The following is a 26,308-nucleotide window of genomic DNA, read 5'->3' as shown; positions in this document are numbered from 1 at the left end:
ATTTATGCTTTTAGCATTTGCTGTGCTTTGACGATGGAAATTGCCACATCAACGATACGTTTGCGTTCGTTCATTGCTTTTTTCCGCAGCACATCATATGCTTCCGCTTCCGGGATACCGTTTACTTCTCCAAGTATTCCTTTCGCCATATCAATCCATTTGCGTTCTTCCAACCGAGCGGTCAGTTGCTTGCGTTCACTTTGCCAGTGCTGGCGTTCAAAAAAGCGTTTGGCACTAAAATGAAGAGCCCAATTCAGCTCATGGGCTGCCATAGAAGGGGTTAGAATGCCATCAACAGTGACATCAGCTTCACAAGCCTCTGTCGATGATAACGCTGATTCTGCGCTGCACCACCAGAGCAACGGGACTGCTTTGGCTTGCTCCAGCCTGCCACCCCACATGCTGATCGTGCCGACAGGCATGTCTAGTACCGCCGCATCTGCATTAAGGATTAGCTGTTTGATTTCAGATTCATTGCGGCAGGGCAGAGTTAGGTATCCGTTGGATTCTAAAAGGTTTTCAGGTCCTGCCTGCCATGAGGAAACGGCGTGTGTCTGCTCAGATACATGGTCAGAATGTAAGTGAATTACCAACAAGGAACGCAAGCGGGCTCCTCCTCTCTGTAATATGAAGGGTAGTTAGCGATGGGGATGGTATTCATTGATAACAAATATGACATTGGATTTTATCCGTTTGCTTTATTTTTCCACCATCATCAAGTTAAAACGGACTTTTAAACCATTTTGGCGTGTTTTGGTCTGAAAATCAATCCTAATTTTGTAGGGGAGTGATATTTTATACGTCATAGACATGTTACATGGTGATAAAATATAATTTTTTATAAGTTAATGCGTAAGGAATGTTGACATATCATTTGAACCATTATATATTAGCTACAATACTTTTTAATTCCATACTCTGATGGATACAACGGCGTATTCGATGAAACGGCAATGGAGCCTGTTTTCTCATGTGGGGGATATTTTGAATCCCCATATGTGAAGCGGGCTTTTTATGTTTTGAGGATACAAATGGAAGGGGAGTGACCTGATGAACAATATCCAAAAGTTAGTGTTGATCGGCAACGGAATGGCGGGGATACGCACTCTCGAACATTTGCTGAAGCTTGCACCAGGTAGCTATGAGATTACGGTATTCGGGGCCGAGCCCCATCCAAACTATAACCGGATCATGCTGTCTTCCGTTCTGGCGGGAGGGGCTGGTTTGCAGGATATTGTCATCAACGACTGGAGTTGGTATGAAGACAACAATATTCGATTGTATACCAATGATCCTGTCACAGCTATCGACACGGAAAAGCAGCAGGTGACATCACGCTCCGGCGTATGCATCTCTTATGATTTGTTGTTGTTGGCAACGGGGTCTAAAGCCTTTATTCTGCCGCTTCCAGGGGCCGACAAGGATGGTGTTATCGGTTTCCGGGATATTCGTGACTGTGAAACGATGATGGAGACGGCGAAGACGCACAAAAAAGCAGCCGTCATCGGTGGCGGATTGCTTGGACTAGAGGCAGCCAGGGGGCTGCTTAACTTGGGGATGGACGTCACAGTTATCCATATTAACGGATATATTATGGATCGGCAGCTGGATGAGGCTGCTTCCCTTATGCTACGGCGCGAGCTGGAAGAGCAGGGAATGACATTTCTGGTCAATAAGCGGACGGCGGCTATAACAGGACGTCGCCGCGTGGAAGGGTTGAAATTTGCCGATGGCAGCGAGTTGGAAGCGGATCTGATCGTTATGGCGGTAGGCATCAAACCAGACATTGAACTGGCGGTGTCGGCGGGAATCCCTGTAAACCGCGGGATCATCGTAAATGATCACATGGAAACGAATATCCCCGGCATCTACGCCGTTGGAGAATGTGCAGAACACCGGGGAATCACTTACGGGCTGGTTGCTCCATTATATGAGCAAGGTGGTGTACTGGCTCAGCGACTCGCGGGAATGGAGACTCCCGGCTACAGTGGTTCAGTTACCTCGACAAGGTTGAAGGTATCGGGTGTCGACGTGTTTTCAGCAGGGGATTACAAGGATGAACCGGGAACACGTTCCCTGCGGTATCAGGATGATATTGGTAGCGTCTACAAAAAAATCGTAATCAAGGAAGAAAAACTGATCGGAGCCGTTCTGTTTGGGGATACGTCTGACGGAGCCATGCTGTTTTCGTTGATCAAAAGTGGCGAGTCGGTGGTTGGCCGAGAGAAAGAGTTATTACTTGGCTTCAATCCTGGTCAACCAGAAGCTAGTGGCTCCATGATGCTGGAGCAGATGCCTGATGACGAAATTGTATGTGGATGTAATGGTGTATCCAAGGGTGACATTGGAGAGGCGGTTGCGGCTGGCTGCCGGAGTGTCGGGGAGATTAAGGCATGCACAAAAGCATCGGCCTCATGTGGCGGCTGCAAGCCATTAGTGGAGGGACTCTTACAGCTATACGCAGGCGCAGAAGCCGGAGAAACGATGAAAGAGGGTATTTGTAGTTGTACGACGCTTGACCGGGAAGCGATCATTGATGGCATTCGGGAGATGGGATTAAAGAGTGTCAAAGAAGTGATGAATGTGCTGGGATGGAACGAACCGGAAGGTTGCACTAAATGTCGGCCGGCCCTCAATTATTATCTAGGTATGCTATGGCCACTGGATTATGAAGATGAGAAGGAATCCAGATTTACGAATGAACGGTACCATGCCAATATACAAAAAGATGGCACCTATTCTGTCGTGCCCCGCATTTATGGAGGAGTTACTTCACCTGCCGACCTGAAGAAAATTGCTGCTGTCGCGGAGAAATACAATGTGCCTCTGGTTAAATTTACGGGTGGTCAACGTCTTGACCTGCTTGGTGTGAAAAAAGAGGATTTGCCAGGGATCTGGGCCGAGTTGGATATGCCGTCTGGATATGCCTATGGAAAGACGCTGCGAACGGTTAAGACGTGTGTAGGTAATACCTTTTGCCGCTTTGGCACGCAGGATGCTATGGGGATGGGCATCCGGTTGGAAAAGGCATTTGAACGTCTGAATGCTCCATCCAAAGTCAAACTGGCTGTGTCCGGTTGCCCGCGTAACTGCGCTGAAGCGACGATCAAGGATTTGGGCGTCGTTGCTATTGACGGTGGCTGGGGGATCTACGTTGGAGGTAACGGGGGTATCAAGGTTCGGGCAGCTGAACTACTTTGTACCGTTAGAACCGAGGATGAAGTGATGGAATGGACCGGTGCCTATCTGCAGTATTATCGTGAGCAGGCCAATTGGAACGAACGCACAGCCCATTGGTTGGAACGGGTCGGAGTGGAATCCATCAAACAGGCACTTTCGGATGCAGAGACGAGGAAGCAACTGGTGACCAGAATAGAAGAGACATTAAGCACGACGACTGATCCGTGGCACGAAATTATTCACAACGAAGAGCTGCGCAAAAATTTTGTGCAGCTGCCGGAACTTAAGCCAGTAATGGAATAGGGGGCTGACAAAATGGAGACCAATACGACAACCAACAGAATCAGAATAGCTAATTTGAACGAAATTGACCGACGTGGAGCAAGGACAGTTCGCATTCATGATACAGAAATAGCTGTATTCCGTCTGAGCGATGGCAGCGTGCATGCACTTGAGAATCGTTGTCCGCACAAAGGGGGACGGTTATCCGAAGGAATGATATGTGGCTCAGCAATCCATTGTCCGCTCCATGACTGGAAAGTTGACCTTTCCACTGGCCGGGTGCAAGAGCCAGATACTGGATGTGTGACTGCTTACCCGACGGAGATTGACGGTGAGAGCGGGGCGGTTTATATCGTAATCTAAGAGTTCTATGCGTATTGTGCTGAGGTCCTGTTTTTTTTCTTCTATATAAATAGAAGGATTAAGGTGAAAAGCTTTGCTGAAGAAAAAATGACATTGTTAAATTACAATGATCTGAGTATACAGAAAAGTCGACCCTATCTTTCCGGGCGGCTTTTTTATCTTATAAGTATCATTTTGATTAAAAAACAGGATAACTGGATTTATCTCTAGACAAACAAAAAAGCCTTGAATATCAAGGCTTTTGACAAATAGGACGGATGGGGATCGAACCCATGACCCTTACCCTGTCAAGATAATGCTCTCCCGCTGAGCTACCGTCCTTCGGTTATTAGATAATATCATGTATTAACCATATATGTAAAGTGAAAAAATAGAAGTCAGCCTGTACTTCATGACCATTTATATATATAATTCGAATTTAGTGAGTTTACAAATTTGGAGTTAATGATAGGGGGAACAGGTGATGGCCGCAGAAATTATAAGTGTAACAACAGAGGAGCAGCTACAGGAGGCAATATCGATCCGTACCAAAGTGTTTGTCGATGAGCAAAAGGTTCCTCTCGATTTAGAAATTGACCATTATGACAAGCTGGGAGATACGGCCCATCATTTGCTAATTTGTGAACATGGTGAAATGGTGGCCACTGGTCGGTTGACATACTATGAGGAAGATACAGCTAAAATGCAACGTATTGCCGTTCTCAAGGAGCATCGTGCCGCAGGCTATGGACGTGTATTACTGCTAGCACTGGAGGAACGTGCACGTGAATTGGGGTTAAGATACTCGTTGCTAGATGCCCAATGTCAAGCCGAGAAGTTTTACGAAAAGCTTGGCTACGAGACGATCTCCGATGAACCTTTTGACGATGCGGGAATACCGCATGTTCGTATGCGCAAAAAGTTGTAGTCGGCAGCGCAAGGTGCATACAAATCTGTACAATGCGCATGCTAGTAAAAGTTCCTCCACTATATTATGGATAAGGAGCGATACAGCATGGCTAATACAGAACGGGAGCAAATTACAGCAGTACGTAAAAACGGGGATGGCGACCTTACGTCTTTTCAGACATCTACCGGTCGAATTTTAGATTATAGCCAAGCTTTGAATGAGATTGAGACAGGCTCAATTGCAGGCGTTAACGTTTTCAAGGCCAAGGATGGCAGCAAACGAATTCGGGGAGATGCCGACGGAGATCCTTCTAATAACCTGGATCAACTGCCATTGTTCTGACCTTAACTCGCAACATTAGAATGCAAGTTCATCAATATATTCAAGAACTAGCAAGCCGCCTGGCTTTCCTACAAAGGATAGCCAGGCGGCTTTTTGTTAATTGTTAAGCTGTATTTAGCATGCTACTCTGCACGTTCCAACTCTGCAAGTTGATATAATCGTTGCTGTTCCAGAAAGGACATGACGCCAGCTTTATCCCTGAATTGTTCCATATCATCACTATAGTGCATCAAATGAATCCGCTCTTGAAGAGATGGCGCCAAGCTTAGCAGCTCGTTCAACGTCGTATGGACTTCTCCGGCATCTTGTAATTGAACCTCATGCAGAATACTCCGACATCCTCGTTCATGCACCAGATGATGAAGCAAATCAGGGTCAAAAACCATATCTGCACTATAAAAAAGTCGGTCATTTATGAATAAGGAATAACTGTTTTTACCAGGAATATGCCGTGTAGGGATCAGCTCCACCTGGATACCGGATACTAATGTAGTGGGCACACCAAGCGTTATTACGTTTACCTCGAATACATCTTCAAGCTTGTCAATCATACCCTGCTGTGACATCCCGCCCTTGAGTGTATGCTCCCATAAAGGGTGGATTAGGGGTTCGGCGATATAAAGTAGAGGCTTGCGACGATGGAGAATGTTCATTTGAAAACCGAATTCCTCCAAACCTCCGACATGATCTGCGTGAATATGTGTGATTAAAATGGCGTCAATATCAGGCAAAGGAACGCGCATTTGGTGTAATGCTAACGAAGCGGTTGTACCACAATCGATTAGCAGTTTGCCTTCTCCGCTGTCCAGCAGCGCGTTGTTGTTGTAATAATGTTTGGCAAAGGCACTGCCTGTGCCAAGCATTTGTATCGTTAGGCTCATAATGGATCTATCCTCCAGACTTTGTGTACTAGGACATTCTACAGTCGTATTTTACCACCTATGCTGCTGGAACTAAAGATTTGGCTCCTTCTGTAAAAACTTTGGACAATTTGTGAAACACAGCGCAACTTGTGCGGCTGAGCTAGGTATAAATGTACGACAGAAGGTTTTTAACAGATGACGATGGAGGGATTAGTAGTGATGAAATGGAGAAGAGTGATGGCCCTAATGATGGCCTTTTCAATAATGGGAGGGACCGCCATTTCGGCGGAATCCGCCAAGGACCAAGTACAGTTGATTATTAATGGAGAGGTGTCAAAAGATGGTGCAGTTGTCATTGATGGGAAGACTTATGTGCCCATCCGTGATTTTAACGGACTTGTAAATTTTGATCCATCCGGTGGAAAAGTTGTTTTCGACCAGCCTAACGTGCATATGTTCCTGTTCAAGGGAGATACTGTGTTTGGTAACGTGAATAAAGGCAATAAAGTGAAATTTAATGTATTTAGTCAAATTGATACCTTGAAAACAGATATCTCCGGAGTGAAGGTAGCGATCACCGACCCTTCGGGCAACGTGAAGGATATTCAGTCTCAAGATATCAAAGGAGCGCAAAAGGATAACTTCTGGTTCCGTACGAACGACTTTACGTATGATTTCAAAACAGCAGGGAATTACCGGGTTGGTTTCTATATTAAAGAGAGCAAAGACGGCAGCTATACCTTGGTGTCCGAAAAAGTCATTACAGCGATAAATTAGGCATACCACAAATTGACCTGCACCCTTGATCATGTTACGATACGGGGGAAAATAAAACAATTTGAAGGTAGGTATTTCCATGAGTGATCACAAACATGAACACGGTGAAGCCTGCAACCACGATCATGACCACGAACATGAAGAAATGGTTCTTACGCTAACTGATGAAAATGGTAAAGATGTAGAAATGGTGCTGGTAGAGACCTTTGATGTAGAAGATCACGTTTATGCTCTTCTGCTTGAGCGAGGCAATCCCGAAGCGGATGGCATTATTCTTCGTATGGAAGAAGAAAACGAAGAAATGGTGCTTTACAATATTGAGGACGAAGATGAGTGGAAACGTGTAGAAGCTGCATATAGCGAGCTTGTTGCCCAATACGAATAGAATTGGAAATAGCAGCTGTTATAAGCTCTTCAAGAAAAAAAGCCCCCAAATAGGGGCTTTTTTTGTTAACTATCAACATATTTTGTAAGCATGTGTTGTCCGATCAATATTATGAAATAGCGTCAGTCTCGACGATAACCTTCACCTGATGTACTGTTCGGTCCTCAGGTCCTTTAACAGGCAGGCCTACTTCTACATGATCAACAATATAATCAATATTGTCCTGCGAAATAACTTCTCCTGGCAGTAAGATCGGAATACCCGGTGGATACACATAAATGAATTCTGCAATAATGCGACCAGCAGATTCCTTGAAGGGCACGATTTCCGTATCTCCATAAAAAGCGTCTCTTGGAATGAGGGAGAGCTGAGGGATATCTGGTATCTTTACAACCAGCTCATGCTCCTGACCTGTGGAATAGTGCAGAGAAGCCAGCTCACGCAGAGCTTTCAACAAAATTTCAATTTCCTCTTTGGTATCCCCAGGGGTCACCAAACAAAGAATATTGTACATATCGCTAAGTTCAACCTCGATATTATAGTGATCTCTCAGCCAATTTTCCACATCGTATCCGGTAAGGCCCAAATGGCGGATATGAACCGTAATTTTGGTTGGATCATAATCGTAGGTAGCTTCCGTGCCGAGAATTTCACTACCAAAGCAATATAGCCCTTCAATCTTGTTAACCTCTGAGCGGCAATATTCAGCCAAATCAAGGGCGCGTTGTGCTATTTCATGACCGTTAAGGGCCAGATTACGTCGGGATGTGTCTAACGAAGCCAACAGAATATACGAAGTCGACGTTGTTGTCAGCATACTGAAAATCGTTTGTACACGCTGCGGATTAACGAATCCGTTTTTCGTATTTACATTCAGGATTGAGCTTTGAGTCAAGGAACCACCCAGCTTGTGAACGCTTGTAGCTGACATGTCTGCTCCCGCCTCCATGGCGGACATCGGTAGATCAGAGTGAAAATGAATCAGTACTCCATGAGCCTCATCGACCAGGACCGGCACATTATAGCTGTGAGCGAGATCTACAATTTCCTTCAAATCGGCGCACACACCGTAATATGTCGGGTTGATAACAAGGACGCCCTTGGCGTCAGGGTGGCGTTCCAATGCCCGGCGTACGGACTTGGTTGTAACCCCGTGGTGAATACCGAGATTCTCATCACTGACTGGAGAAATGAATACCGGCTTCGCACCAGCGAAGATAATGGCAGACATTATAGATTTGTGTATGTTTCGGGGTACAATAATTTTATCACCAGGCATGCAAATCGACATAATCATGGTGATGATGGCTCCGCTTGTCCCCTGTACACTGTAATACGTATAATCAGCTCCGAAGGCCTCTGCTGCAAGCTTTTGAGCTTCTTCGATGACGCCTGAAGGCTGATGCAGATCGTCCAATGGAGCGATGTTGATCATATCTATGGAAAAGGCATTATCCCCCATAAATTCGCGAAATTCCGAATCTGCTCCCACTCCCTTTTTATGACCTGGGATGTGAAATTGAACCGGGTTGCTCTGAGCATGCTTTTTCAAAGCAGTAAAAAGCGGGGTGTTGCTTTGATTCATTAGTGTTGTCACAACCTTTCGTGCAGGATTTCGACAATCCTGTGCAAGTGATAATAGAACAAAATTGAGTATAGCAGTTTAAAGTAGGAATGCAAGCGATTGAGGGCGCATTTATTTGCGAAAGAGTGGAGTAGGCGGAGAACCCGGTCTTTATAGCCAAAAAATGAAGGTGGAGGATGTGGATTAGATGAGACAAATAGGACGAAAAAAAGCTCCGCAGCGGTTGTGGACTCCTTTTTTTACTAAATTATGGGTTTTGGTATTTCTGGTCGAATTTATGAAAGGATCTCTTCTGGTATCCATCCTGCCGGTATATATGGGAGAAACGCTTGGTTTGTCGGCTGGGGTTATTGGTTTGGCCTTTTCACTTCAGTATTTTGGAGACAACGCGTTTCGGGCACCGGCGGGCTGGATGGCTGAACGACTCGGCTACCGTGGAACCATGTCGACCGCGCTGTTGTTTACGCTTGTAGCGATTATTATGCTGAGCGTACTGACAGAGCCCGTGTGGCTCGTCGTCGCGTGTCTGCTACTCGGTCTAGGTACTTCTCCGCTCTGGCCTTGTGTTATGACCGGAACGACTGAAATGTCCGGGCCTAATAACAGCAATGGCGCGGCGATGGGTACACTGGAAATTGCGTCTATGGGCGGAACAGGATTGGGCCCGCTCATTATGAACTTCGCCATATCCCACTATGGACATTCTTACGGCATGGTGTTCATGATGTTGATAGGATGCAGTATTGTCTTGTTGTTGGTTGCTCTCATGCTGCCAGGACCGAAAAGGTCTGCTGACAAAGTTGACCTCGAACAGAGCGCTCTAGTGTCGTCTGATGGGTACATAAAGCAGAAGCGGGGGATTCTAAGGGGAATCCAAGAGACGATCGGCGTACTCAAAACAAAGCTTAACGTCAATCCGTTAATTTACCCGGCGCTGTTTTTGCAGTCTTTTGTTATCGGTTTGATCAGCCCAGTACTTACGCTATACGCTCGGACGGACCTTGGGATTTCACCGAACCTGTACAGCGTGCTCCTGATTGCAGGCGGTGGGGTGACTGTGCTGGCACTGATCCCTTGCGGCAAATTGGTCGACCGACTTGGAACGGAGTATTTTCTACATGTTGGCTTTTTGTTAGCCGGAATTACGCTGTTTTTCTTCTCAATCGTTCGATCTATTCCGCTGGTGTTTGTATCCGTAGCGCTTATTGGTTTGGGATATGCGCTCATTTTGCCTGCATGGAACACGTTTCTTGCCCGACTGATTCCGGAAAACGAGCGAGCAACGGTATGGGGCTTTTTTTTAACACTTCAAGGCTCCGGCATGGTTATAGGCCCGCTCGTTTCAGGAGTGCTATGGGACCGTGCTGGACACACAGCTCCATTTATCATCAGTGGGGTCGTGATGCTGCTCATGTTTGGCTGCCACTTGGCTCTGGCGCGGAATCCACGCAGGAAGACTGTGGAGGCCTGAACAGCGCCTTGAAAAGCAGCGAGGGCTACTCTTTCGAGAAAGACATTCGGTACAGCGGCAGCAAATGCTCAAAGGTGGAACGCACCGTCTGCAGCAATGCTGCTCCGTCACTGGCGAGAGGGTCATTACGATCAATACGGAGCCCACACATGACCTCGGCTTTTTTTACCTGTTGCAGCTTGTGGATGATCGTTTGAAACTCTTCAGTGTCCATGTGCTGCTGTTCTGTACCTTCTGGAGCCATATGATCCATGGACCAGTAAAAATGGCCCGGTATGTTAGAGCGCACATCGCTCAGGTTGGCTTCAAGCGCCTGGGCAAACGTTATTTTATTGGGACTTTCATAAATGACTGCGAATATGACGAAAATATGGGAAGCAAACATACCTACCTCGAAATGGGGCAACGCCTTATACCCGCGTTTATTTGCCGCCCAGGCTACCCATGTATCTATCGGGGGATTGACTTTGCGTCGTGCATGCTTGGCAACGTGAACATGCATAGGCTCCCCACATAAATCTGTTAGAAATGGAGCTAATTCCTCGCCAATCGCTTCCAGCTTGGGCCGAACCTGCTGAATCAGCACTTCCATACGAGGCTCCAACCCCGGTATTTCAAAAACATCGAAGTCCTTTGCAGTAAATCCACTAAATGTCATTCCTTTTCCTCCTGTAAATGGGTTAAGCCATGTCGTGTGGCGTAATATGTCCGATTATAGCATAATGTCAGCGGGCTTGACCGACTTTAGGCCAGGCTCGGTACAAGCATATAAGGCAAAAGTAGGATTGTGCGCTGTTACTCATAAAAATAGGTCAAATAACCAAGTACCCTTACATAAAATGAAGTATAAAATAGAGCAAGGGAAGATCAAGCGGGAAAGCCGCAGGCTTGCTGTAGCCGGACTTCTTGAATCGGACTTGAAAAAGGAGGGAATGCCGTGAACAAGGGCTGTGAGGTAGAATATTGCAATCTAGAGCTCCGGTTTAGCCGTCGGCATATCCATAATCTGATCAAGGATTTGATATCGGAAGGGTATTCGCTGTACTGGAGCGAGGATGAGTCATATCTGGTTTTGTCGGTGAGAACCGGGCGCAAGCTGGTGAAGCTCCGTTTTCAACAATTGCGCACAGGACACTACAAGCTGGCTGGAGATTATGTGATCCGCGATGCCAAGCTGGCTGAGTGGCTGGAGAAGCTGATTGGAAGCACCCGGGGCCATGCCATTGTCAAAAGAGTCAAGGACCATCATATTTTAGTAGAAAATATTTTGTTTGGTGAGGTCATTCGTCTGGTCGAGGTTACAGGCTTTAAGCAGCGTGTTATTTATCAGAAGGGACCGGTGCTGTCAGCACAGGAAATGGAGGATATGTACGCTTCCAATGAAGGAGAAACCCGACTGCTGCTGCTTAAAATGGAAGTGGACGATGCATTGGAGAAGCTGTTCACAGCGATGACAGACGGAGATAAGACTGAAATCGGGAATTGCCATGAACGCCTGCAAACGCTATCCCACCAACTGCTGATGATGGAAGCGTAGTACATCTGAACACCTCATGTAAATGGGGTGTTTTGATCTGTGAATAGACAGGGGTTCACTTCTTACACCAAAAACGTTAAAATAGAAGTGCACGTATTCCGATTCACATAAAGTGTAATGCGGTAAAGCGGCGATATAGAAGACAAAATATGTTGCAAAGGATGAGGAACCAGATGGCAAAACAGCAAATTGGTGTGATCGGCCTGGCGGTAATGGGTAAGAATTTAGCCCTTAATATTGAGAGCAGAGGCTTCACTGTCTCGGTTTTTAATCGTTCTCCAGAAAAAACGCACGATCTTATCAAAGAAGCAGAAGGTAAAAAACTGACGGGTACTTTCTCCATTGAAGAATTTGTGAACTCATTGGAATCGCCCCGTAAAATCCTGATCATGGTTCAAGCTGGTAAAGCTACAGATGCCACGATTGAACAGCTTGTGCCTCATCTGGACAAGGGCGACATTATTATAGACGGAGGCAATGCCTACTTCCCTGATACACAGCGCCGCAGCAAGGAGCTGGAGGAAAAAGGACTTCGCTTTATTGGTACAGGCGTGTCCGGTGGTGAAGAAGGTGCCTTGAATGGTCCTGCGATCATGCCGGGTGGACAAGAAAGTGCCTATAAACTGGTAGAGCCGATTCTAACGGCAATCTCTGCTAAAGTGGAAGGCGACCCATGCTGTACATATATCGGTCCCGACGGTGCTGGTCACTATGTAAAAATGGTGCATAACGGTATCGAATACGGTGACATGCAATTGATCGGTGAAGCGTATCACCTGTTAAAATCAGTCCTAAACGTGAATGCAGAAGAGCTGCATGAAATCTTCACGGAATGGAATAAAGGGGAACTGGACAGCTACCTGATCGAAATTACAGCTGACATCTTCTCCCAGTACGATGCTGAAACAGGCAAGCCAATGGTAGATGTTATCTTGGATGCTGCAGGTCAAAAAGGTACAGGTAAATGGACAAGCCAAAGCGCTTTGGATCTGGGTGTGCCATTGTCCATGATTACTGAATCTGTATTTTCCCGCTTCTTGTCTGCTATGAAAGACGAGCGCATTGCGGCAAGCAAAGTGCTGAGCGGTCCTAATGCTGAGTCCTTCAGTGGCGACAAGAAAGAATTTATCGAAAGCGTACGTAAAGCACTGTTTGCAAGTAAAATTGTGTCCTATGCTCAAGGTTTTGCTCAAATGCGTGCAGCTTCCGATGAATATGATTGGGATTTGAAATACGGAAAAATTGCTATGATCTTCCGCGGCGGTTGCATTATCCGCTCGCAATTCCTGCAAAATATCAAGGATGCATATGACCGCGATCCTGCCTTGAAAAACCTGTTGCTGGATTCTTACTTCAAAAATGTAGTTGAAATGTATCAAGATGCATGGCGTCAAGTGATTTCCGTGGCTGTATCCCAAGGTATTCCAGTGCCTGGTTTCTCCAGCGCGCTTGCATACTATGACAGCTACCGCACTGAGCGTTTGCCAGCAAATCTGTTGCAAGCACAACGTGACTACTTTGGTGCCCATACGTTCAAACGTGTGGACAAAGAAGGCGTATTCCATCATCAATGGTTCTAATGAACGAACGGATATGTATGAATAGCATTATGTAATACAACGGAAGCTTTTTTGCCCTATGGGTAGAAGAAGCTTCCGTTTTTTAATTTATAATTATGGATACGATTATGATGGCAGTAGAGGATTGTGTAATCTTTTGGCGCTATGTTATGATAGGGACAAAATATTTTAATGCATTACCGCGTCTAAGCTTTGAGTTAAAACAAAAAAGACGGGAAGGTTCCCGTCTCTTTTGTGAAGTAGGTATTCTATTGCTCCTGTGACCATTGCAGCATGCCGCCAGTCATGTTAGTACAGCCTTCATAACCTAGCTGCTGTAGATATTCGCAGGCTCGTTCACTGCGATAACCGCTCCGGCAAATAAAGATAATTTCACCGGTGCGTTCAATTTCTTCAAGACGACCCGGAAGCTGTCCGAGCGGAATGTGCTTGGCACCTTCAATCATGCCTTCCGCTACTTCTTCCGCTTCGCGGACGTCAATTAGTTGCAATTGCTCTCCTGCTTGCAGACGTGCGCGCAACTCAGAAGGTTCAATCAGGGCGATTTGCGTCATGGCCGGACCTCTTTTCTGATATATAATGGGTGCTACGTATGTTTTTGACGTGTGCAAAATGTCACACACACTCTATGTATGATAGCTAAGCTATCTCTAGGCTGTCAATCGGCTTAATCCTGAAGGCAGGTATAGATTAAATAACCGACGGGATTCACTCGGGTGACCTAGATTAATATTTCTTATTTTTTTGGGTGGAGAAATGAGCTACAACTTGTATAATTAACGTATAATAGGATGGTTGAACCGAAAAGGAGCATGTACATTATGGATGTTATCGTTAGACCTACCCCTTCCTTGCAAGGAGAGATTGGGGCCCTGTCCTCTAAAAACTACACTACTCGTTATCTGCTCACTGCGGCACTTGCTGAGGGACAAAGTACCATTTATTATCCTGCCCATAGTGAAGACAGTGATGCTATGCGTCGTTGTATCGCCGATCTGGGTGCAGTACTGGAAGAGGATGATGAAAAAATAGTTATTACAGGTTTTGGTAGCCATCCTCAAGCTGTGAAGGAATTGAATGTGGGAAATGCAGGAGCGGTGCTCCGTTTTTTGATGGGTATTGCATCTCTATGTCCGGATGTTACATTTGTTAATACATATCCCGACTCATTGGGCAAAAGACCACATGATGATCTAATCGATGCACTGGGGCAATTGGGTGTGAAAGTAGACCATCGTGAAGGTAAGTTGCCAATTCGTATTCAGGGTGGTCAGGCGAAAGGCGGTAAAATTCAGGTGTCCGGCTCGGTTAGCTCACAATATTTGAGCGCCCTGCTATTCCTTACGCCTTTACTGGAGGAAGACAGTGAAATCGAAGTGCTGCATGATTTGAAATCCAAGGTGGTCATTGGGCAGACTCTGGAGGTATTGCAAGAGGCTGGTATTATCATTCATGCAAGCGATGATTACATGTTTTTCCGTGTCCCGGGACGGCAATCCTATCAGCCACGTACGTATACGGTACAGGGAGACTATCCAGGGAGTGCAGCGGTGCTGGCGGCTGCTGCAGTAACGAATTCCGATGTTACCATCCATCGTCTTAAGGAGCAGAGCAAACAGGGAGAACGCGCTATCGTAGATGTGCTGCGCATGATGGAAGTACCACTGACACATGAGAACGATACCGTCGTTGTGAAGGGCAATGGTCGATTGAAAGCTGTCGAATTTGACGGTGATGCTGCAACAGACGCTGTGCTCGCAATGGTGGCTGCGGCTGTATTTGCTGAAGGCACGTCCCGTTTTTATAACGTGGAGAATTTACGGTATAAGGAGTGTGACCGCATTACCGATTATTTGAATGAGCTGACCAAGGCTGGAGCTCGGGTAGAAGAACGTCAAGCGGAAATTATCGTACATGGCAGACCGGAGGGTGTCGAAGGTGGCGTGGAAATTAACGCGCATTTTGATCACCGTGTTATTATGGCCTTGACGATTGTAGGTTTACGCGCACAGAAGCCGTTAGTGATTAAGGACGCACATCATGTCGCCAAATCGTATCCGCAGTATTTTGACCATCTAACGACGCTTGGTGCTTCTGTAGAATGGGTAAAATAAAAACAAACGAAGATGCGAATAGGAGGGAACAGGATGGCTTTTGAAAATCCGTCGAGAGAAGAGATTAAAACCATTTTGGAACAAGTAGGCAATATAGCGGTTGTTGGTTTGTCTGATAAATCAGATCGAACTTCTTATATGGTTTCTTATGCCATGCAGAAGCGGGGATACCGGATTATTCCGGTTAACCCTGCAGCGGCAGGGCAAACGATCCTTGGGGAGACTTGTTATGCCAGTCTTGCTGAAGTACCTGAGCCTGTGGAGCTGGTCAATGTATTCCGCCGCAGTGAATACTGTGCAGAGGTTGCGCGTGAAGCAGCTGCTATTGGAGCTAAGGTTTTGTGGCTTCAACAGGGAATTATAAGCCAGGAAGCCGCTGACATTGCGCAGGAGCATGGAATGACGGTTATTATGGACCGTTGCATTAAGGTGGAGGACTCAGTGACCCAGGCTGTGCGTAAAGGATAAACATGGATCAGTAATCTGTGCTATACGCAGATGAATAAAAACCTTCTTCCCTTGCTTCACAGGGTTGAAGGTTTTTGGTGCGAAATGAGGAATATGGTACAGTATATTATCCTCTCAGGAATCCATATAATGTATGTATGCCTTGTTGATGAAATGGATCTAAACGGATTCATAGTGTTATCTTGTGATGATAAAGCTTTGGACCTGTAGTAGCGTAAATAAATATTTTTGCAGGATGGAATCATTGCTTTGACAAAAGTATTTATTCGGCTTACCATCAGGGATAGAAAGGAGAGGAATGCCATGAATTGGCTCGGATCCTTACAACAGCTCGGTCGTGCTGTCATGCTCCCGACGATGGTGCTACCAGCCGCTGCAATATTGCTAAGTCTCGGCAGCCTTCCTTGGTCGACATGGGGATTCCCCATGGTGTCTGATATGGCAAATGCGGCAGGACACGGGATTTTTTATTTTTTGCCATATTTGTTTGCAGTTGGTGTTGCCCTGGGTATGTCGAATCAGGCAGGTCAGGCGGGACTGGCAGCATTGGCTGGTATGGCTATATACGATCAGGTCACATTGAGATTTGGAAACGGACTCATTCAACCGGCGACGCTCATTGGTATCATTTTGGGGGTCATTTCAGGGGTGGCCTATAATCGCTTCAAAAGCATCAAATTGCCCGAGGTGCTTCAATTTTTTGGAGGTACCCGATTTGTTCTGCTGCTTATTGGCCTCTTCTCGGCTGTGTTTGCAGGACTCATGCTAATTATTGCCCCACTCATACAGAGAGGGCTGCAATTTATAGTAGGTTTGGAATCGAGCTTGGGCGGCTTTGGACTGTTTATCTACGGTATTCTATACCGACTACTGGCGGCCTTTGGTCTTCACCATCTGCTTAATAATATTTTTTGGTTTCAACTGGGTACATATAAAACGCCGTCTGGTAACGTTGTGCAGGGAGATTTACCCCGGTTTTTTGCTGGCGATCCGACAGCGGGCTATTTCATGTCCGGGTTGTTCCCCATTATGATGTTTGCGATCCCTGCCATTGCGCTGGCGATCATTCAGGAAGCGCGTGAAGATTTGAAGCCAAAGGTGCAAAAAACATTTTTGACAGCTGCGCTTGTTTGCTTTTTTACTGGAGTGTCGGAACAGATTGAGTTTGCCTTTTTGTTTGCTGCTCCTTATTTGTTCCTCGTGCATGCAGTTATGTCTGGGCTGGCCATGTGGCTTACCTTTGAGCTGGATATTCATCACGGATTTTCCTATTCGGCGGGTTTTATAGATTATGTCCTTAATTTTCATCTCTCACATAACGCCTGGTTGTTAATTCCAGTGGGAGTCGCGTACGGGCTTGTGTATTATGTACTGTTTCGATGGGCTATCCGGCGGTTCCGTATTCCAACTCCTGGACGCGAGGAAGGTTCGGTTCTGGAGGATTGGGCCGGCAATATTCCTTATAGTGCTCCGCTTATTTTGGAAGCACTTGGCGGGAAGGAAAATATTGTGCAAGTAGAGGCCTGCATCACACGTTTGCGGCTGACCGTCCACAATGACAGGCTGATTGATACCGGAGCGATGAAGGCTTTGGGATCGGCTGGGCTTATCAATCTGGGTGGGGGTAATTTGCAGGTTGTATTCGGAACGTATTCAGAACTGATTCGTGAGGAAATCGCGAAGCTGATGGAGCGTGATCTCCCTCAAATTTTGTTCAACGCTCCTGTACATGGAAAAATGCTACCGATTCATGAAGTGCCTGACAAAATTTTTGCGACGAAGCTGGTTGGGGACGGTGTTGCTTTTGTTCCTGAACGCGGTGAACTTGTTTCTCCGGTGTATGGTACTGTGATGCATTTGTATCCGACCATGCACGCTTTAGGCATCTCCACACGAGAAGGACTTGAAGTTCTACTTCACATCGGGATTGATACTTCACAGCTAAAAGGGAATTTTACTGCTATGGTAGAAGCAGGCGATACGGTGGAACCGGGGCAATTGCTGATCAAATTTGATTTGCAGGCGCTACGAGAGCAAGCTCCATCGCTGGTGACTCCTATGGTCATCACGAATCCGGATCGCGTCAAGTCGTGGAGCTTTGCTCCGTTTAAAACAGTAAAAAAAGGTCAGGCCTCGGTAATGTCCGTTGTGCTGCATGACAGGAATGTTGGAGGGGTAGAAACATGATAGAAGGCATCGGCGCCGCAGCAGGTGTGGCAATCGGGAAGGCATTTGTCCTGCCGAGCTGGGAGTGGGATTTACCTGATCAAAAAATGGATGCGGTAGATCTTGCAAAGGAATTTGAACGTTTGTATGAAGGGATACGCACATCCAAAAGTGAAATCCAGTTTATTAAGGATGAGTTTCGAGAGATGGTGGGGCCAGAAGAATCCAGCATCTTTGATGCTCATCTTGCGATATTGGAAGATCCGGAATTCATGAATGAAATTCGTGGAATTATTGAGCGTCAGTACAAGGCGGCCGAGGTGGCCGTGAAGGAAGCCATTGATCATTTTGTGACAATGTTTGATTTACTGGACGATGAATATATGAAGGAGCGGGCAATCGATATCAAAGATGTGGGGAACCGGCTGCTCAAGCATTTGCTGGGTGCACCGGAGGTGACTCTTCCCAAGGACACACAGCCCTATATTCTGGTAGCCAAGGAGCTCTCACCCTCCCAGTCGGCACACTTGAATCCTAGCTATGTTTTAGGGATTGTAACTATGAATGGTGGTAAAACTTCGCATTCTGCGATCATGGCCCGTGCACTTGGGATTCCACTCGTTTCAGGACTGGAGAGCAATCTGAATTTGCCCGTTCAAACGGGAGACATAATGGTTGTGGACGGAGACCTGGGCAAAGTTTATGTGAATCCGGAAAAAACGGTAACTGATCATTATAAAATTTTGCGCGACGAGCAGCGACGTAGAAAAGAGCAGCTTCAGGTACTTGCTTCTGTAGATGCCGTGACTAAGGATGGAACCACCCTGAGGCTGGCGGCCAATATTAGTTCGATTAAAGAGCTGGAGGCAGCTTTGAAGCATGGCGCTCAAGGTGTAGGACTGTTCCGCACGGAATTTTTATACATGGATCGCAAATCTGCTCCAGATGAAGAGGAACAGTATGAAGTATATCGGCTGATAGCAGAAAAGGCAGGAAACCACTCTGTGGTCATCCGTACCTTGGATATCGGTGGAGATAAGCCGTTGGACTATCTTCAACTACCAGAGGAAGAAAATCCTTTTCTGGGTTACCGTGCTATACGGATCAGTCTGGATTGGAAAGAATTGTTTAAAACCCAGTTGACTGCAATTTTGCGAGCCAGTGCAATGGGAAATATCAAGGTAATGTATCCGATGATCTCATCTGTAGAGGAGGTCCGCCAGGCAGATGCTCTTTTGAAGGAGGCTATGGCGGATTTGGATGCAAGAGGGCTTGCCTATAATCCGAACATTCAGCGAGGAATTATGATTGAGGTACCGGCTGCAGCGATGATCGCTGATTTATTGGCAGCTGAAACCAATTTTTTTAGTATCGGAACGAATGATCTGGTTCAATATGTGCTGGCTGTAGACCGTATGAATGAGCAGATTGCACATATGTACCATCCATACCATCCAGCTGTACTTCGAATGCTGCGCATGACTGCACAAGCGGCACATCAAGCAGGAATTGATGTGAGTGTATGTGGTGAGATGGCTGGAGATGAACGGTCCGTTCCGCTTTGGCTGGAACTGGGGATTCATCAACTCAGCATGTCTCCCCAATCTTTATTGCGGGTCAAGCATCGTGTGCTGAATACGACTGCATCTGAGGCAACGACGGTCGCTCAGGTTTGCTTTGGCATGTCCACTGGTGCAGCGATTGAAGACAAGCTGACTGCAGCTAATGTCAGCTGCACTCCGGCCGGGCCTGGACGGCAGTAATATGTAATGTCCGCAAAGCTTCGCAATTAGCATACACTTTTGGGGGGAGCCAAAAACTCCATACTGTTAGACTTGTCGTGACAAACCTTAATGGCGTAGCATGGTTTGGACGAAAAAGAACCTTCAAAACCACCTCATTCATGGTTTTGAAGGTTCTTTTTTCATCTTGTTGACAGTCTGTTGTGATTACGGTTTAGGTGTTATCTGCTAACAAATCGCAGAACGCTTTTCCGTAAGGTGGAAGATCGGGCGGCCGACGAGCAGAAACAATATGCCCATCCGTCACAACAGCTTCATCCTTCCAGGTAGCTCCTGCATTTTCCATATCATCACGAATACCTGGTGTGGAAGTTACCGTAACACCATCCAAAATTTTAGCAGAAATCAGTACCCAGCCTGCATGACAGATTTGTCCAATCGGCTTATGAGCAGCATGAAACTCCTGTACGAGTTGAATTACTTTGGGATAGCGGCGCAGTTTATCAGGTGCCCAACCGCCAGGGACGAGAATCCCGTCATAATCACTGCTATTCAGTTCCTCAAAGGCATATTCCGCTTCAGCAGGTACGCCATATTTTCCAATATATTTTTTACCCTTTTCCGCACCGGCTAAATGCACTTCTGCACCTTCTTCACGAACACGGTAAATTGGATACCACAGCTCCAGATCCTCGAATTCCTCATCCACTAGGGCGATAACCTTTTTTCCGGCAAGTCTTGACATCCAACCATCCTTTCGTGCGTCACATGATGACACCTCTGTTTTGTAATCTGTACTTTTACATCTTAAGAAAAAGAACGCCCGAAGTCCATTCCTTCGCAGATTCTTATGTTAGTAGTCTGCTCTTTGACGGCAATTGTCGTCATTTTCTGACCCGCCAAAGCTTTGGTAATTTGTTCATAGCTGCAACGTGTGGAAGGATTTGAAGTCCCAAAGTCGAAATAAAACAAGGTATGATAGATTTAATGGAGTTAACAAATATTTATTAGACTAGTAGATAGATATATTTGGATTCTGATGAGATCCTCGTATAGTTTGATCCTACGTAATGAGGTGGTTAAATGCATAAGCAATGTCAATGTGGCAAACCGATGGGACTGGAACTGCGAAAGGTAATCTATGCGGACAAGGTTGAAATTTTGCACGTCCCTGTATTCTCATGCTCGTCATGCTTTTCCAGTGAGGTTTTGCAGCATGTGACGAAGGACATTAAGGCACTATTACAAAGTCTAGGGAGCAAACCTACGGCGCGGAGAATTTCTTTTGCTCGCAACAATGAACTGGCAGAAATCATTCGCAAGCTTGTACTGGAGGAAGCGGACAATCCCAATGTAGATTGGCAATCTGCTTTGGAGGAGCGGATGGAGCTTCGAATTAATCTCTTACTGGATCTTTATCGCTATGCGAGAAGTCTGGGAGACGAAGATTGGATGAATGATGTAGAGAAAAAATTGGTCCAATTATCCGGTTTTACCAGTGAATCGGTATTTACAAATACAAAAAACTAAAAAATATGAAAATTTTCATGGTCACCATTGGATTTTACATGTTCTTTTTGTTACGATGGGAATAGGCCATACGACAAGACACAGAAAGGAATGTATATCCAATGGCGACGATGACAAAAATGACTACTGTTCAACAATTAGATACGGCTCTGGAAGCGTCATCAGACAGCCGTTGCTTCTCTTTAAACATAGCACACGTTGTCCGATAAGTGCAGGCGCATATCAGGAAGTGGAGTCCTATTTGCATGACGCTCCCAACGAAAATATTGAATACGGTATCATTTATGTAGTAGAAGATCGGCCGGTGTCCAATGAAACCGCGGACAGGCTTCAGGTGAAGCATGAATCCCCGCAGGCCATTTTAATCAAGGGCGGAGAAGCTGTTTGGCATACATCCCATTCGAATATTACAGCCCGTGCACTCCACGATCATCTCACATAGATAGAATGTGTGCTGTCGTTGCATAAAGTAGTATTTTGTCGTATCATGGTTCTAATTAGTTGATCTAGGATTCGGTTGAAAATTTATTGGCAATGGAGAGAAGGAATGTGACGGTAACGATCTATGATGTAGCTCGCGAAGCTGGTGTCTCAATGGCCACAGTGTCCCGCGTAGTTAACAATAATCCTAATGTGAAACCTCAGACCCGCAAGAAAGTGTACGAAGCGATTGAACAATTGGGATATCGCCCAAATGCGGTCGCTAGAGGTCTGGCCAGCAAGAAGACAACGACCGTCGGCGTGGTTATACCGGATATATCGAACTCAATTTTTGCAGAAATTGCACGCGGTATTGAGGATATAGCGAATATGTATCACTATAATATTATTTTGTGTAATGCCGACAAGCGAAAAGAAAAAGAGATTCGTGTCATCAACACATTGCTTGAAAAGCAAGTGGATGGTCTTCTGTTCATGGGTGGTACAGTAACGGACGAGCATATTCAGGCGTTCCATACAGCTGCGGTCCCTATCGTTCTATGTGCAACGAGTGATGAAAAAGGAAGCTATCCTTCGGTCGATATTGACCATGAAGCGGCTGCTTTTGATGCAGTAAACACGTTGATCCGCCATGGACACCGTCAAATCGCAATGATCAGTGGTACGCTTCAAGACCCTGCAAACGGCTATGCACGTTTCCAAGGTTACAAGAGAGCATTGGAAGCAGCCGGAATTGATTATCAGGAGGATCTGGTGCGAATCGGGAACTACCGTTATGAATCTGGTGTTGAAGCCATGAAATATTTTCTCGGCCTGAAGAAGAAGCCAAGTGCGATTTTTGCTGCAACGGATGAAATGGCAATTGGTGCGATCCATAGTATTCAAGATGAGGGATTGAAAGTTCCTGATGATTTTTCGGTAATCAGTGTTGATAATATTCGTATGGCCTCTATGGTTCGTCCTCAGCTGACAACCGTCGCGCAACCGATGTACGATTTGGGTGCGGTAGCGATGCGTTTGCTGACCAAGCTGATGAAAAAGGAAAACGTGGAGAACCCTCGCGTTATTTTGCCGCATGAAACTATTTTGCGGTTGTCAGTTAATTATTTAGACTAGACGCAGTGCTGAATAGGATATACCTTCGATGAAAGCTCCTTTGATGGAGCTTTTTTCGTGGATATAAAGCTTCTTCTGGACATCATCATCAAACTAAGAATAGAGGGATGCGTAATGAGCCGACTTTATGGATTAATGGGTGCTATGGATGAAGAGATTGAATTGCTGCTGGCAGCGATGACGGAAGCGAGTAAGACGGTCAAGGCTGGAATCACTTACACTACAGGAATCATTCACGGGCAAAGAGTCGTCGTCTGTAAATCCGGTGTAGGCAAGGTTAATGCGGCGGTAACAACACAAATCCTGATTGATCATTTTGGTGTAGAACAGATTATATTCACGGGAGTGGCAGGGGCGGTTCATCCTGATTTAAACATTGGGGATATTGTCATCTCATCAACATGTATGCAGCATGATATGGATGTAACGCCTTTGGGTTATGCCAGAGGGGTCATTCCTTATCAGGACACCTCAGAGTTTGTGGCTGATCCCGAGCTTGTAAGTCTAGCTGAGCAAGCCTGCAAATCGTTTGGCGATCGGTATATTGTCGGCAAGGTACTTTCTGGCGATCAATTTGTTGCACATCGTGAGTTAGTGACTGCATTGCATCAGGAAATGGACGGCGCTTGTACCGAAATGGAGGGTGCGGCTGTGGCTCAGACAGCTCATATGAACGCTGTGCCTTATGTTGTACTACGATCTATGTCAGATAAGGCTGATGGATCGGCCCACGTTAATTATGCTGAATTTACGGTAGAAGCTTCACATCGTTCGCATCGTATTGTGGAGTTCATGCTCAAGCATTTGGGCTAATGGTATAATTTTTTTAATACATGAATCTTCGGACAAATCGGATATGGTCAAACTGCTCTTGTGATGCGAGGGGCACATCCTTTCCCATTCGTACCATCAGACAGTTAGCAGGATGTGAGCATATTTCAGGATCATCCGTGGCGTACCAGACCATATCTACAGTTTTCATTAGACGCTCCATCATGCGGCGGTATTCCCATACGGAGAGACCGCTGCCTTTTAAATCCCAATGCCAATAGTATTCGGTCGTAAAAATAATATAGGATTCAAGCTGTCCATCCTCAAAGGCAATCCGAATCATTCGGCTACCCAGGCCCAGACCACGATAGTCATTGGCTACCTCAACAGCTCCGAGTTCCAGTAAATCCTTCATGCCAGCTTCCGACCAGCGCTCCATCTCATCTGGGTAATGAAAAGTAACATATCCCATAAGGGTTTCCCCGTTGTGGGCAATGATAATTCTGCCTTCTGGCAGTTCCGAAATATCCACCAACGCGTCGAATTGCTCCCTTGGTTTGCGAAAGGCATCTAATTGCTTGTGCATTTGAAATGAACGCAGTTGATCCGCAGATACGGGGCCTTCTACATAGATTGTTTGTCCGTTATGATCCAGCGTATCCGAGTGGTACAGTTTTAAATGCTGCATACGTACGCCCTCCTTGTTCGCCATGAGCTCGTTCCTCATATCCCATACTTATAGCAAAAAAACAATTAAATGAAAAGGATGGTCGTCACATCGTGACCTATGATATACTGTTTTAGACATAAAATGTTCACAATTTAAATCAACCAGTAAACCAAAGGAATCTATCTGCTTTATTGATTTTTGTAAGCGTTATCTTGTCCTGCGTGTTTCTCATTAATCCATTGTGAGGAGGCTGAACGCATGAAGATTGAAGAACTCCAGACTGTAGTTCCCACATCCAACATGGGCCCGTATGAACAAGCTTACAACAACTTTCAGTGGGAGGATGCAGAGCGTCATTTTACGTGGTATGAAACAGGCAAGGTAAATATGGCACATGAAGCCATTGATCGACATGTACAGGAAGGACGGGGTGAGAAAGCGGCACTATTGTATTGTGACGCAAACCGTCATGAAACCTACACCTTCTCTCAGCTTCGTGCTAGCTCTAACAGGTTCGGAAATGTGCTGCGCAAATACGGTATTGGTAAAGGGGAGCGGGTGTTTATTTTCATGCCACGTTCACCTGAGCTGGTTATTAGTTTACTTGGTGTTCTAAAGGTAGGGGCTGTTGTCGGTCCATTGTTTGAGGCGTTTATGGAAACTGCGGTTAAGGATCGATTGGAGGATAGTGGGGCAGTTGCATTAGTGACCACACCTGCGCTTCTGTCACGGGTAAAACGTGAGGAGCTTCCTGAGCTACGGCATATTTTTGTGGTTGGTGATATGGATGAACGCGAGCAGGGAATTATCGATTTTGAGACAGAAATGCTTACGTCCTCAGAGGAACTTGAGCCTGAATGGTTGGATCGTGAAGATGGATTAATTATTCACTATACATCAGGCTCAACAGGCAAGCCCAAAGGCGTGTATCATGTGCAAAATGCAATGATTCAGCATTACTATACTGGCAAAATGGTGCTGGATTTGCGGGAAGATGATGTGTATTGGTGTACTGCTGATCCTGGCTGGGTCACGGGAACGTCATACGGTATTTTTGCTCCATGGCTAAATGGAGCGACGAATGTCATTCGTGGGGGGCGTTTCAGCCCGGAAGACTGGTACCGTACGATTGAGCGTCACGAAGTGACCATATGGTATAGTGCTCCTACAGCGTTTCGGATGCTGATGAGCGCAGGGGAGCAGGTTGTTTCCAAATATGATCTCAGCAGTCTGCGGCATGTATTATCCGTTGGGGAACCGCTGAATCCCGAAGTGGTGCGATGGGGATGGCAAGTATATACACAGCGCATTCATGATACTTGGTGGATGACGGAAACAGGCGCACAGTTGATCTGTAATTACCCTGAGCTGCCGATTAAGCCGGGTTCGATGGGAAAGCCACTCCCAGGTATTCAAGCTGCTATTTTGGACGACAGAGGGCAGGTGTTGCCTCCTAACCGGATGGGTCACTTGGCGATCCGTACACCATGGCCATCCATGATGAATCGTATATGGAACAATCCGAACAAGTTTCAGGAATATTTCCGCTTTCCCGGTTGGTATGTATCGGGTGATTCGGCTTACATGGATGAGGACGGATATTTCTGGTTTCAGGGTAGGATTGATGATGTCATTAACTCCTCTGGAGAGCGAATCGGCCCTTTTGAGGTGGAAAGCAAGCTTCTGGAGCATCCTGCTGTAGCGGAAGCCGGAGTCATTGGAAAACCAGATACCGTGCGGGGAGAGATTATCAAAGCTTTTGTTTCACTGCGTGAAGGCTATGCACCGTCTGAAGCTTTACAGCAGGACATCTATCGCTTCGTTAAGGAAGGGCTGTCTGCCCATGCTGCTCCACGCGAAATTGAATTTAAGGAAAGGTTACCCAAAACCCGCTCTGGTAAAATTATGAGACGCGTGTTGAAAGCCTGGGAGCTTAACCTTCCTACAGGTGACTTATCTACCATAGAGGATTGAAGTACAGTGTATATTAGAATTAAAAAAAGGAGTCTCCAAAGCCTTAATGGCTAAGGGGACTC

The 26,308-nt window shown here is 46.1% G+C and carries 24 protein-coding genes, 1 tRNA gene and 1 pseudogene; 18 read left to right on the top strand and 8 right to left on the bottom strand.

Annotation, left to right across the window (positions count from 1 at the left end):
- Nucleotides 1-2 precede the first annotated feature (2 nt).
- Complete coding sequence (locus tag MLD56_RS15770; protein ID WP_029517669.1) at nucleotides 3-605, bottom strand: ANTAR domain-containing response regulator; 603 nt, start codon at nucleotides 603-605, stop codon at nucleotides 3-5.
- A gap of 445 nt (nucleotides 606-1,050) precedes the next feature.
- Here MLD56_RS15770 and nirB point away from each other — a divergent pair, with 445 nt between their 5' ends.
- Together nirB and nirD are read left to right on the top strand one after the other, a co-directional pair.
- Nucleotides 1,051-3,483 carry a nitrite reductase large subunit NirB gene (gene nirB / locus MLD56_RS15765; protein ID WP_241113302.1) on the top strand — a complete coding sequence of 811 codons (2,433 nt, stop codon included), beginning with the start codon at nucleotides 1,051-1,053 and terminating at the stop codon, nucleotides 3,481-3,483.
- A 12-nt stretch (nucleotides 3,484-3,495) separates the two neighbouring features.
- On the top strand, nucleotides 3,496-3,825 hold the full coding sequence (gene nirD, locus MLD56_RS15760; protein ID WP_029517667.1) for a nitrite reductase small subunit NirD: 330 nt from the start codon (nucleotides 3,496-3,498) through the stop codon (nucleotides 3,823-3,825).
- A 249-nt stretch (nucleotides 3,826-4,074) separates the two neighbouring features.
- On the opposite strand, the gene MLD56_RS15755 is transcribed toward nirD, so the two are convergent.
- A tRNA-Val gene (locus tag MLD56_RS15755) sits at nucleotides 4,075-4,146 on the bottom strand.
- Nucleotides 4,147-4,288: 142 nt separating this feature from the next.
- On the opposite strand from MLD56_RS15755, the gene MLD56_RS15750 reads away from it, so the two are divergent.
- Complete coding sequence (locus MLD56_RS15750; RefSeq protein ID WP_029517666.1) at nucleotides 4,289-4,732, top strand: GNAT family N-acetyltransferase; 444 nt, start codon at nucleotides 4,289-4,291, stop codon at nucleotides 4,730-4,732.
- Between the two features lie 87 nt (nucleotides 4,733-4,819).
- Nucleotides 4,820-5,056, top strand: coding sequence for a DUF3892 domain-containing protein (locus MLD56_RS15745; protein WP_029517665.1), 237 nt, complete (start codon nucleotides 4,820-4,822; stop codon nucleotides 5,054-5,056).
- Between the two features lie 122 nt (nucleotides 5,057-5,178).
- On the opposite strand, the gene MLD56_RS15740 is transcribed toward MLD56_RS15745, so the two are convergent.
- Complete coding sequence (locus MLD56_RS15740) at nucleotides 5,179-5,937, bottom strand: MBL fold metallo-hydrolase (RefSeq protein WP_029517664.1); 759 nt, start codon at nucleotides 5,935-5,937, stop codon at nucleotides 5,179-5,181.
- A 201-nt stretch (nucleotides 5,938-6,138) separates the two neighbouring features.
- Here MLD56_RS15740 and MLD56_RS15735 point away from each other — a divergent pair, with 201 nt between their 5' ends.
- Nucleotides 6,139-6,696 carry a hypothetical protein gene (locus tag MLD56_RS15735; protein WP_013310940.1) on the top strand — a complete coding sequence of 186 codons (558 nt, stop codon included), beginning with the start codon at nucleotides 6,139-6,141 and terminating at the stop codon, nucleotides 6,694-6,696.
- A gap of 79 nt (nucleotides 6,697-6,775) precedes the next feature.
- Nucleotides 6,776-7,081 carry a DUF1292 domain-containing protein gene (locus MLD56_RS15730; protein ID WP_007431055.1) on the top strand — a complete coding sequence of 102 codons (306 nt, stop codon included), beginning with the start codon at nucleotides 6,776-6,778 and terminating at the stop codon, nucleotides 7,079-7,081.
- Between the two features lie 109 nt (nucleotides 7,082-7,190).
- On the opposite strand, the gene MLD56_RS15725 is transcribed toward MLD56_RS15730, so the two are convergent.
- Nucleotides 7,191-8,666, bottom strand: coding sequence for an aminotransferase class I/II-fold pyridoxal phosphate-dependent enzyme (locus MLD56_RS15725; RefSeq protein WP_029517663.1), 1,476 nt, complete (start codon nucleotides 8,664-8,666; stop codon nucleotides 7,191-7,193).
- 187 nt (nucleotides 8,667-8,853) lie between these two features.
- Here MLD56_RS15725 and MLD56_RS15720 point away from each other — a divergent pair, with 187 nt between their 5' ends.
- Complete coding sequence (locus tag MLD56_RS15720) at nucleotides 8,854-10,137, top strand: MFS transporter (protein ID WP_029517662.1); 1,284 nt, start codon at nucleotides 8,854-8,856, stop codon at nucleotides 10,135-10,137.
- Nucleotides 10,138-10,162: 25 nt separating this feature from the next.
- On the opposite strand, the gene MLD56_RS15715 is transcribed toward MLD56_RS15720, so the two are convergent.
- Nucleotides 10,163-10,795: a YktB family protein gene (locus tag MLD56_RS15715; protein WP_029517661.1), complete on the bottom strand. Its 633-nt coding sequence runs from the start codon at nucleotides 10,793-10,795 to the stop codon at nucleotides 10,163-10,165.
- Between the two features lie 279 nt (nucleotides 10,796-11,074).
- Here MLD56_RS15715 and MLD56_RS15710 point away from each other — a divergent pair, with 279 nt between their 5' ends.
- On the top strand, nucleotides 11,075-11,674 hold the full coding sequence (locus MLD56_RS15710; RefSeq protein ID WP_029517659.1) for a hypothetical protein: 600 nt from the start codon (nucleotides 11,075-11,077) through the stop codon (nucleotides 11,672-11,674).
- A 173-nt stretch (nucleotides 11,675-11,847) separates the two neighbouring features.
- The gene (gene gndA, locus MLD56_RS15705) at nucleotides 11,848-13,254 is read left to right on the top strand and encodes an NADP-dependent phosphogluconate dehydrogenase (protein WP_029517658.1); all 1,407 of its coding nucleotides are present in this window, start codon (nucleotides 11,848-11,850) and stop codon (nucleotides 13,252-13,254) included.
- Nucleotides 13,255-13,502: 248 nt separating this feature from the next.
- Here gndA and MLD56_RS15700 read toward each other — a convergent pair whose 3' ends face one another.
- Nucleotides 13,503-13,808 (bottom strand): rhodanese-like domain-containing protein, encoded by a 306-nt coding sequence (locus MLD56_RS15700; protein ID WP_010345522.1) that lies wholly within the window; start codon nucleotides 13,806-13,808, stop codon nucleotides 13,503-13,505.
- Nucleotides 13,809-14,075: 267 nt separating this feature from the next.
- On the opposite strand from MLD56_RS15700, the gene aroA reads away from it, so the two are divergent.
- From aroA to ptsP, 4 genes are all read left to right on the top strand, one after another.
- The gene (gene aroA, locus MLD56_RS15695; protein WP_029517657.1) at nucleotides 14,076-15,368 is read left to right on the top strand and encodes a 3-phosphoshikimate 1-carboxyvinyltransferase; all 1,293 of its coding nucleotides are present in this window, start codon (nucleotides 14,076-14,078) and stop codon (nucleotides 15,366-15,368) included.
- Between the two features lie 33 nt (nucleotides 15,369-15,401).
- Nucleotides 15,402-15,836, top strand: coding sequence for a CoA-binding protein (locus tag MLD56_RS15690; RefSeq protein WP_029517656.1), 435 nt, complete (start codon nucleotides 15,402-15,404; stop codon nucleotides 15,834-15,836).
- A 303-nt stretch (nucleotides 15,837-16,139) separates the two neighbouring features.
- The gene (locus MLD56_RS15685) at nucleotides 16,140-18,023 is read left to right on the top strand and encodes a glucose PTS transporter subunit IIA (protein WP_023989337.1); all 1,884 of its coding nucleotides are present in this window, start codon (nucleotides 16,140-16,142) and stop codon (nucleotides 18,021-18,023) included.
- Entirely contained in the window at nucleotides 18,020-19,765 is a 1,746-nt protein-coding gene (ptsP, locus tag MLD56_RS15680) for a phosphoenolpyruvate--protein phosphotransferase (RefSeq protein ID WP_029517655.1), read from the top strand. The genes MLD56_RS15685 and ptsP overlap by 4 nt, the downstream gene beginning before the upstream one ends.
- A gap of 193 nt (nucleotides 19,766-19,958) precedes the next feature.
- On the opposite strand, the gene MLD56_RS15675 is transcribed toward ptsP, so the two are convergent.
- Nucleotides 19,959-20,489, bottom strand: coding sequence for a type 1 glutamine amidotransferase domain-containing protein (locus MLD56_RS15675; protein ID WP_029517654.1), 531 nt, complete (start codon nucleotides 20,487-20,489; stop codon nucleotides 19,959-19,961).
- A 338-nt stretch (nucleotides 20,490-20,827) separates the two neighbouring features.
- On the opposite strand from MLD56_RS15675, the gene MLD56_RS15670 reads away from it, so the two are divergent.
- From MLD56_RS15670 to MLD56_RS15655, 4 genes and pseudogenes are all read left to right on the top strand, one after another.
- Nucleotides 20,828-21,274: a hypothetical protein gene (locus tag MLD56_RS15670; protein ID WP_029517653.1), complete on the top strand. Its 447-nt coding sequence runs from the start codon at nucleotides 20,828-20,830 to the stop codon at nucleotides 21,272-21,274.
- Between the two features lie 101 nt (nucleotides 21,275-21,375).
- Nucleotides 21,376-21,716, top strand: a pseudogene (gene ytxJ / locus MLD56_RS15665) (bacillithiol system redox-active protein YtxJ).
- Nucleotides 21,717-21,823: 107 nt separating this feature from the next.
- On the top strand, nucleotides 21,824-22,831 hold the full coding sequence (gene ccpA / locus MLD56_RS15660; RefSeq protein WP_029517652.1) for a catabolite control protein A: 1,008 nt from the start codon (nucleotides 21,824-21,826) through the stop codon (nucleotides 22,829-22,831).
- A 114-nt stretch (nucleotides 22,832-22,945) separates the two neighbouring features.
- Nucleotides 22,946-23,644 carry a 5'-methylthioadenosine/adenosylhomocysteine nucleosidase gene (locus tag MLD56_RS15655; protein WP_029517651.1) on the top strand — a complete coding sequence of 233 codons (699 nt, stop codon included), beginning with the start codon at nucleotides 22,946-22,948 and terminating at the stop codon, nucleotides 23,642-23,644.
- Between the two features lie 13 nt (nucleotides 23,645-23,657).
- Here the strand turns inward: MLD56_RS15655 and MLD56_RS15650 are convergent, their stop codons facing one another.
- Nucleotides 23,658-24,290 (bottom strand): GNAT family N-acetyltransferase, encoded by a 633-nt coding sequence (locus tag MLD56_RS15650; RefSeq protein ID WP_029517650.1) that lies wholly within the window; start codon nucleotides 24,288-24,290, stop codon nucleotides 23,658-23,660.
- A 240-nt stretch (nucleotides 24,291-24,530) separates the two neighbouring features.
- Here MLD56_RS15650 and acsA point away from each other — a divergent pair, with 240 nt between their 5' ends.
- Complete coding sequence (gene acsA, locus MLD56_RS15645) at nucleotides 24,531-26,246, top strand: acetate--CoA ligase (RefSeq protein ID WP_029517649.1); 1,716 nt, start codon at nucleotides 24,531-24,533, stop codon at nucleotides 26,244-26,246.
- The last annotated feature ends 62 nt before the right edge of the window (nucleotides 26,247-26,308 follow it).

The organism is Paenibacillus peoriae (assembly GCF_022531965.1).
Classification (GTDB): domain Bacteria; phylum Bacillota; class Bacilli; order Paenibacillales; family Paenibacillaceae; genus Paenibacillus; species Paenibacillus polymyxa_D.
The sequence above is the reverse complement of the archived record's forward strand: the minus strand, read 5'-3'. Positions and strand labels throughout refer to the sequence as shown.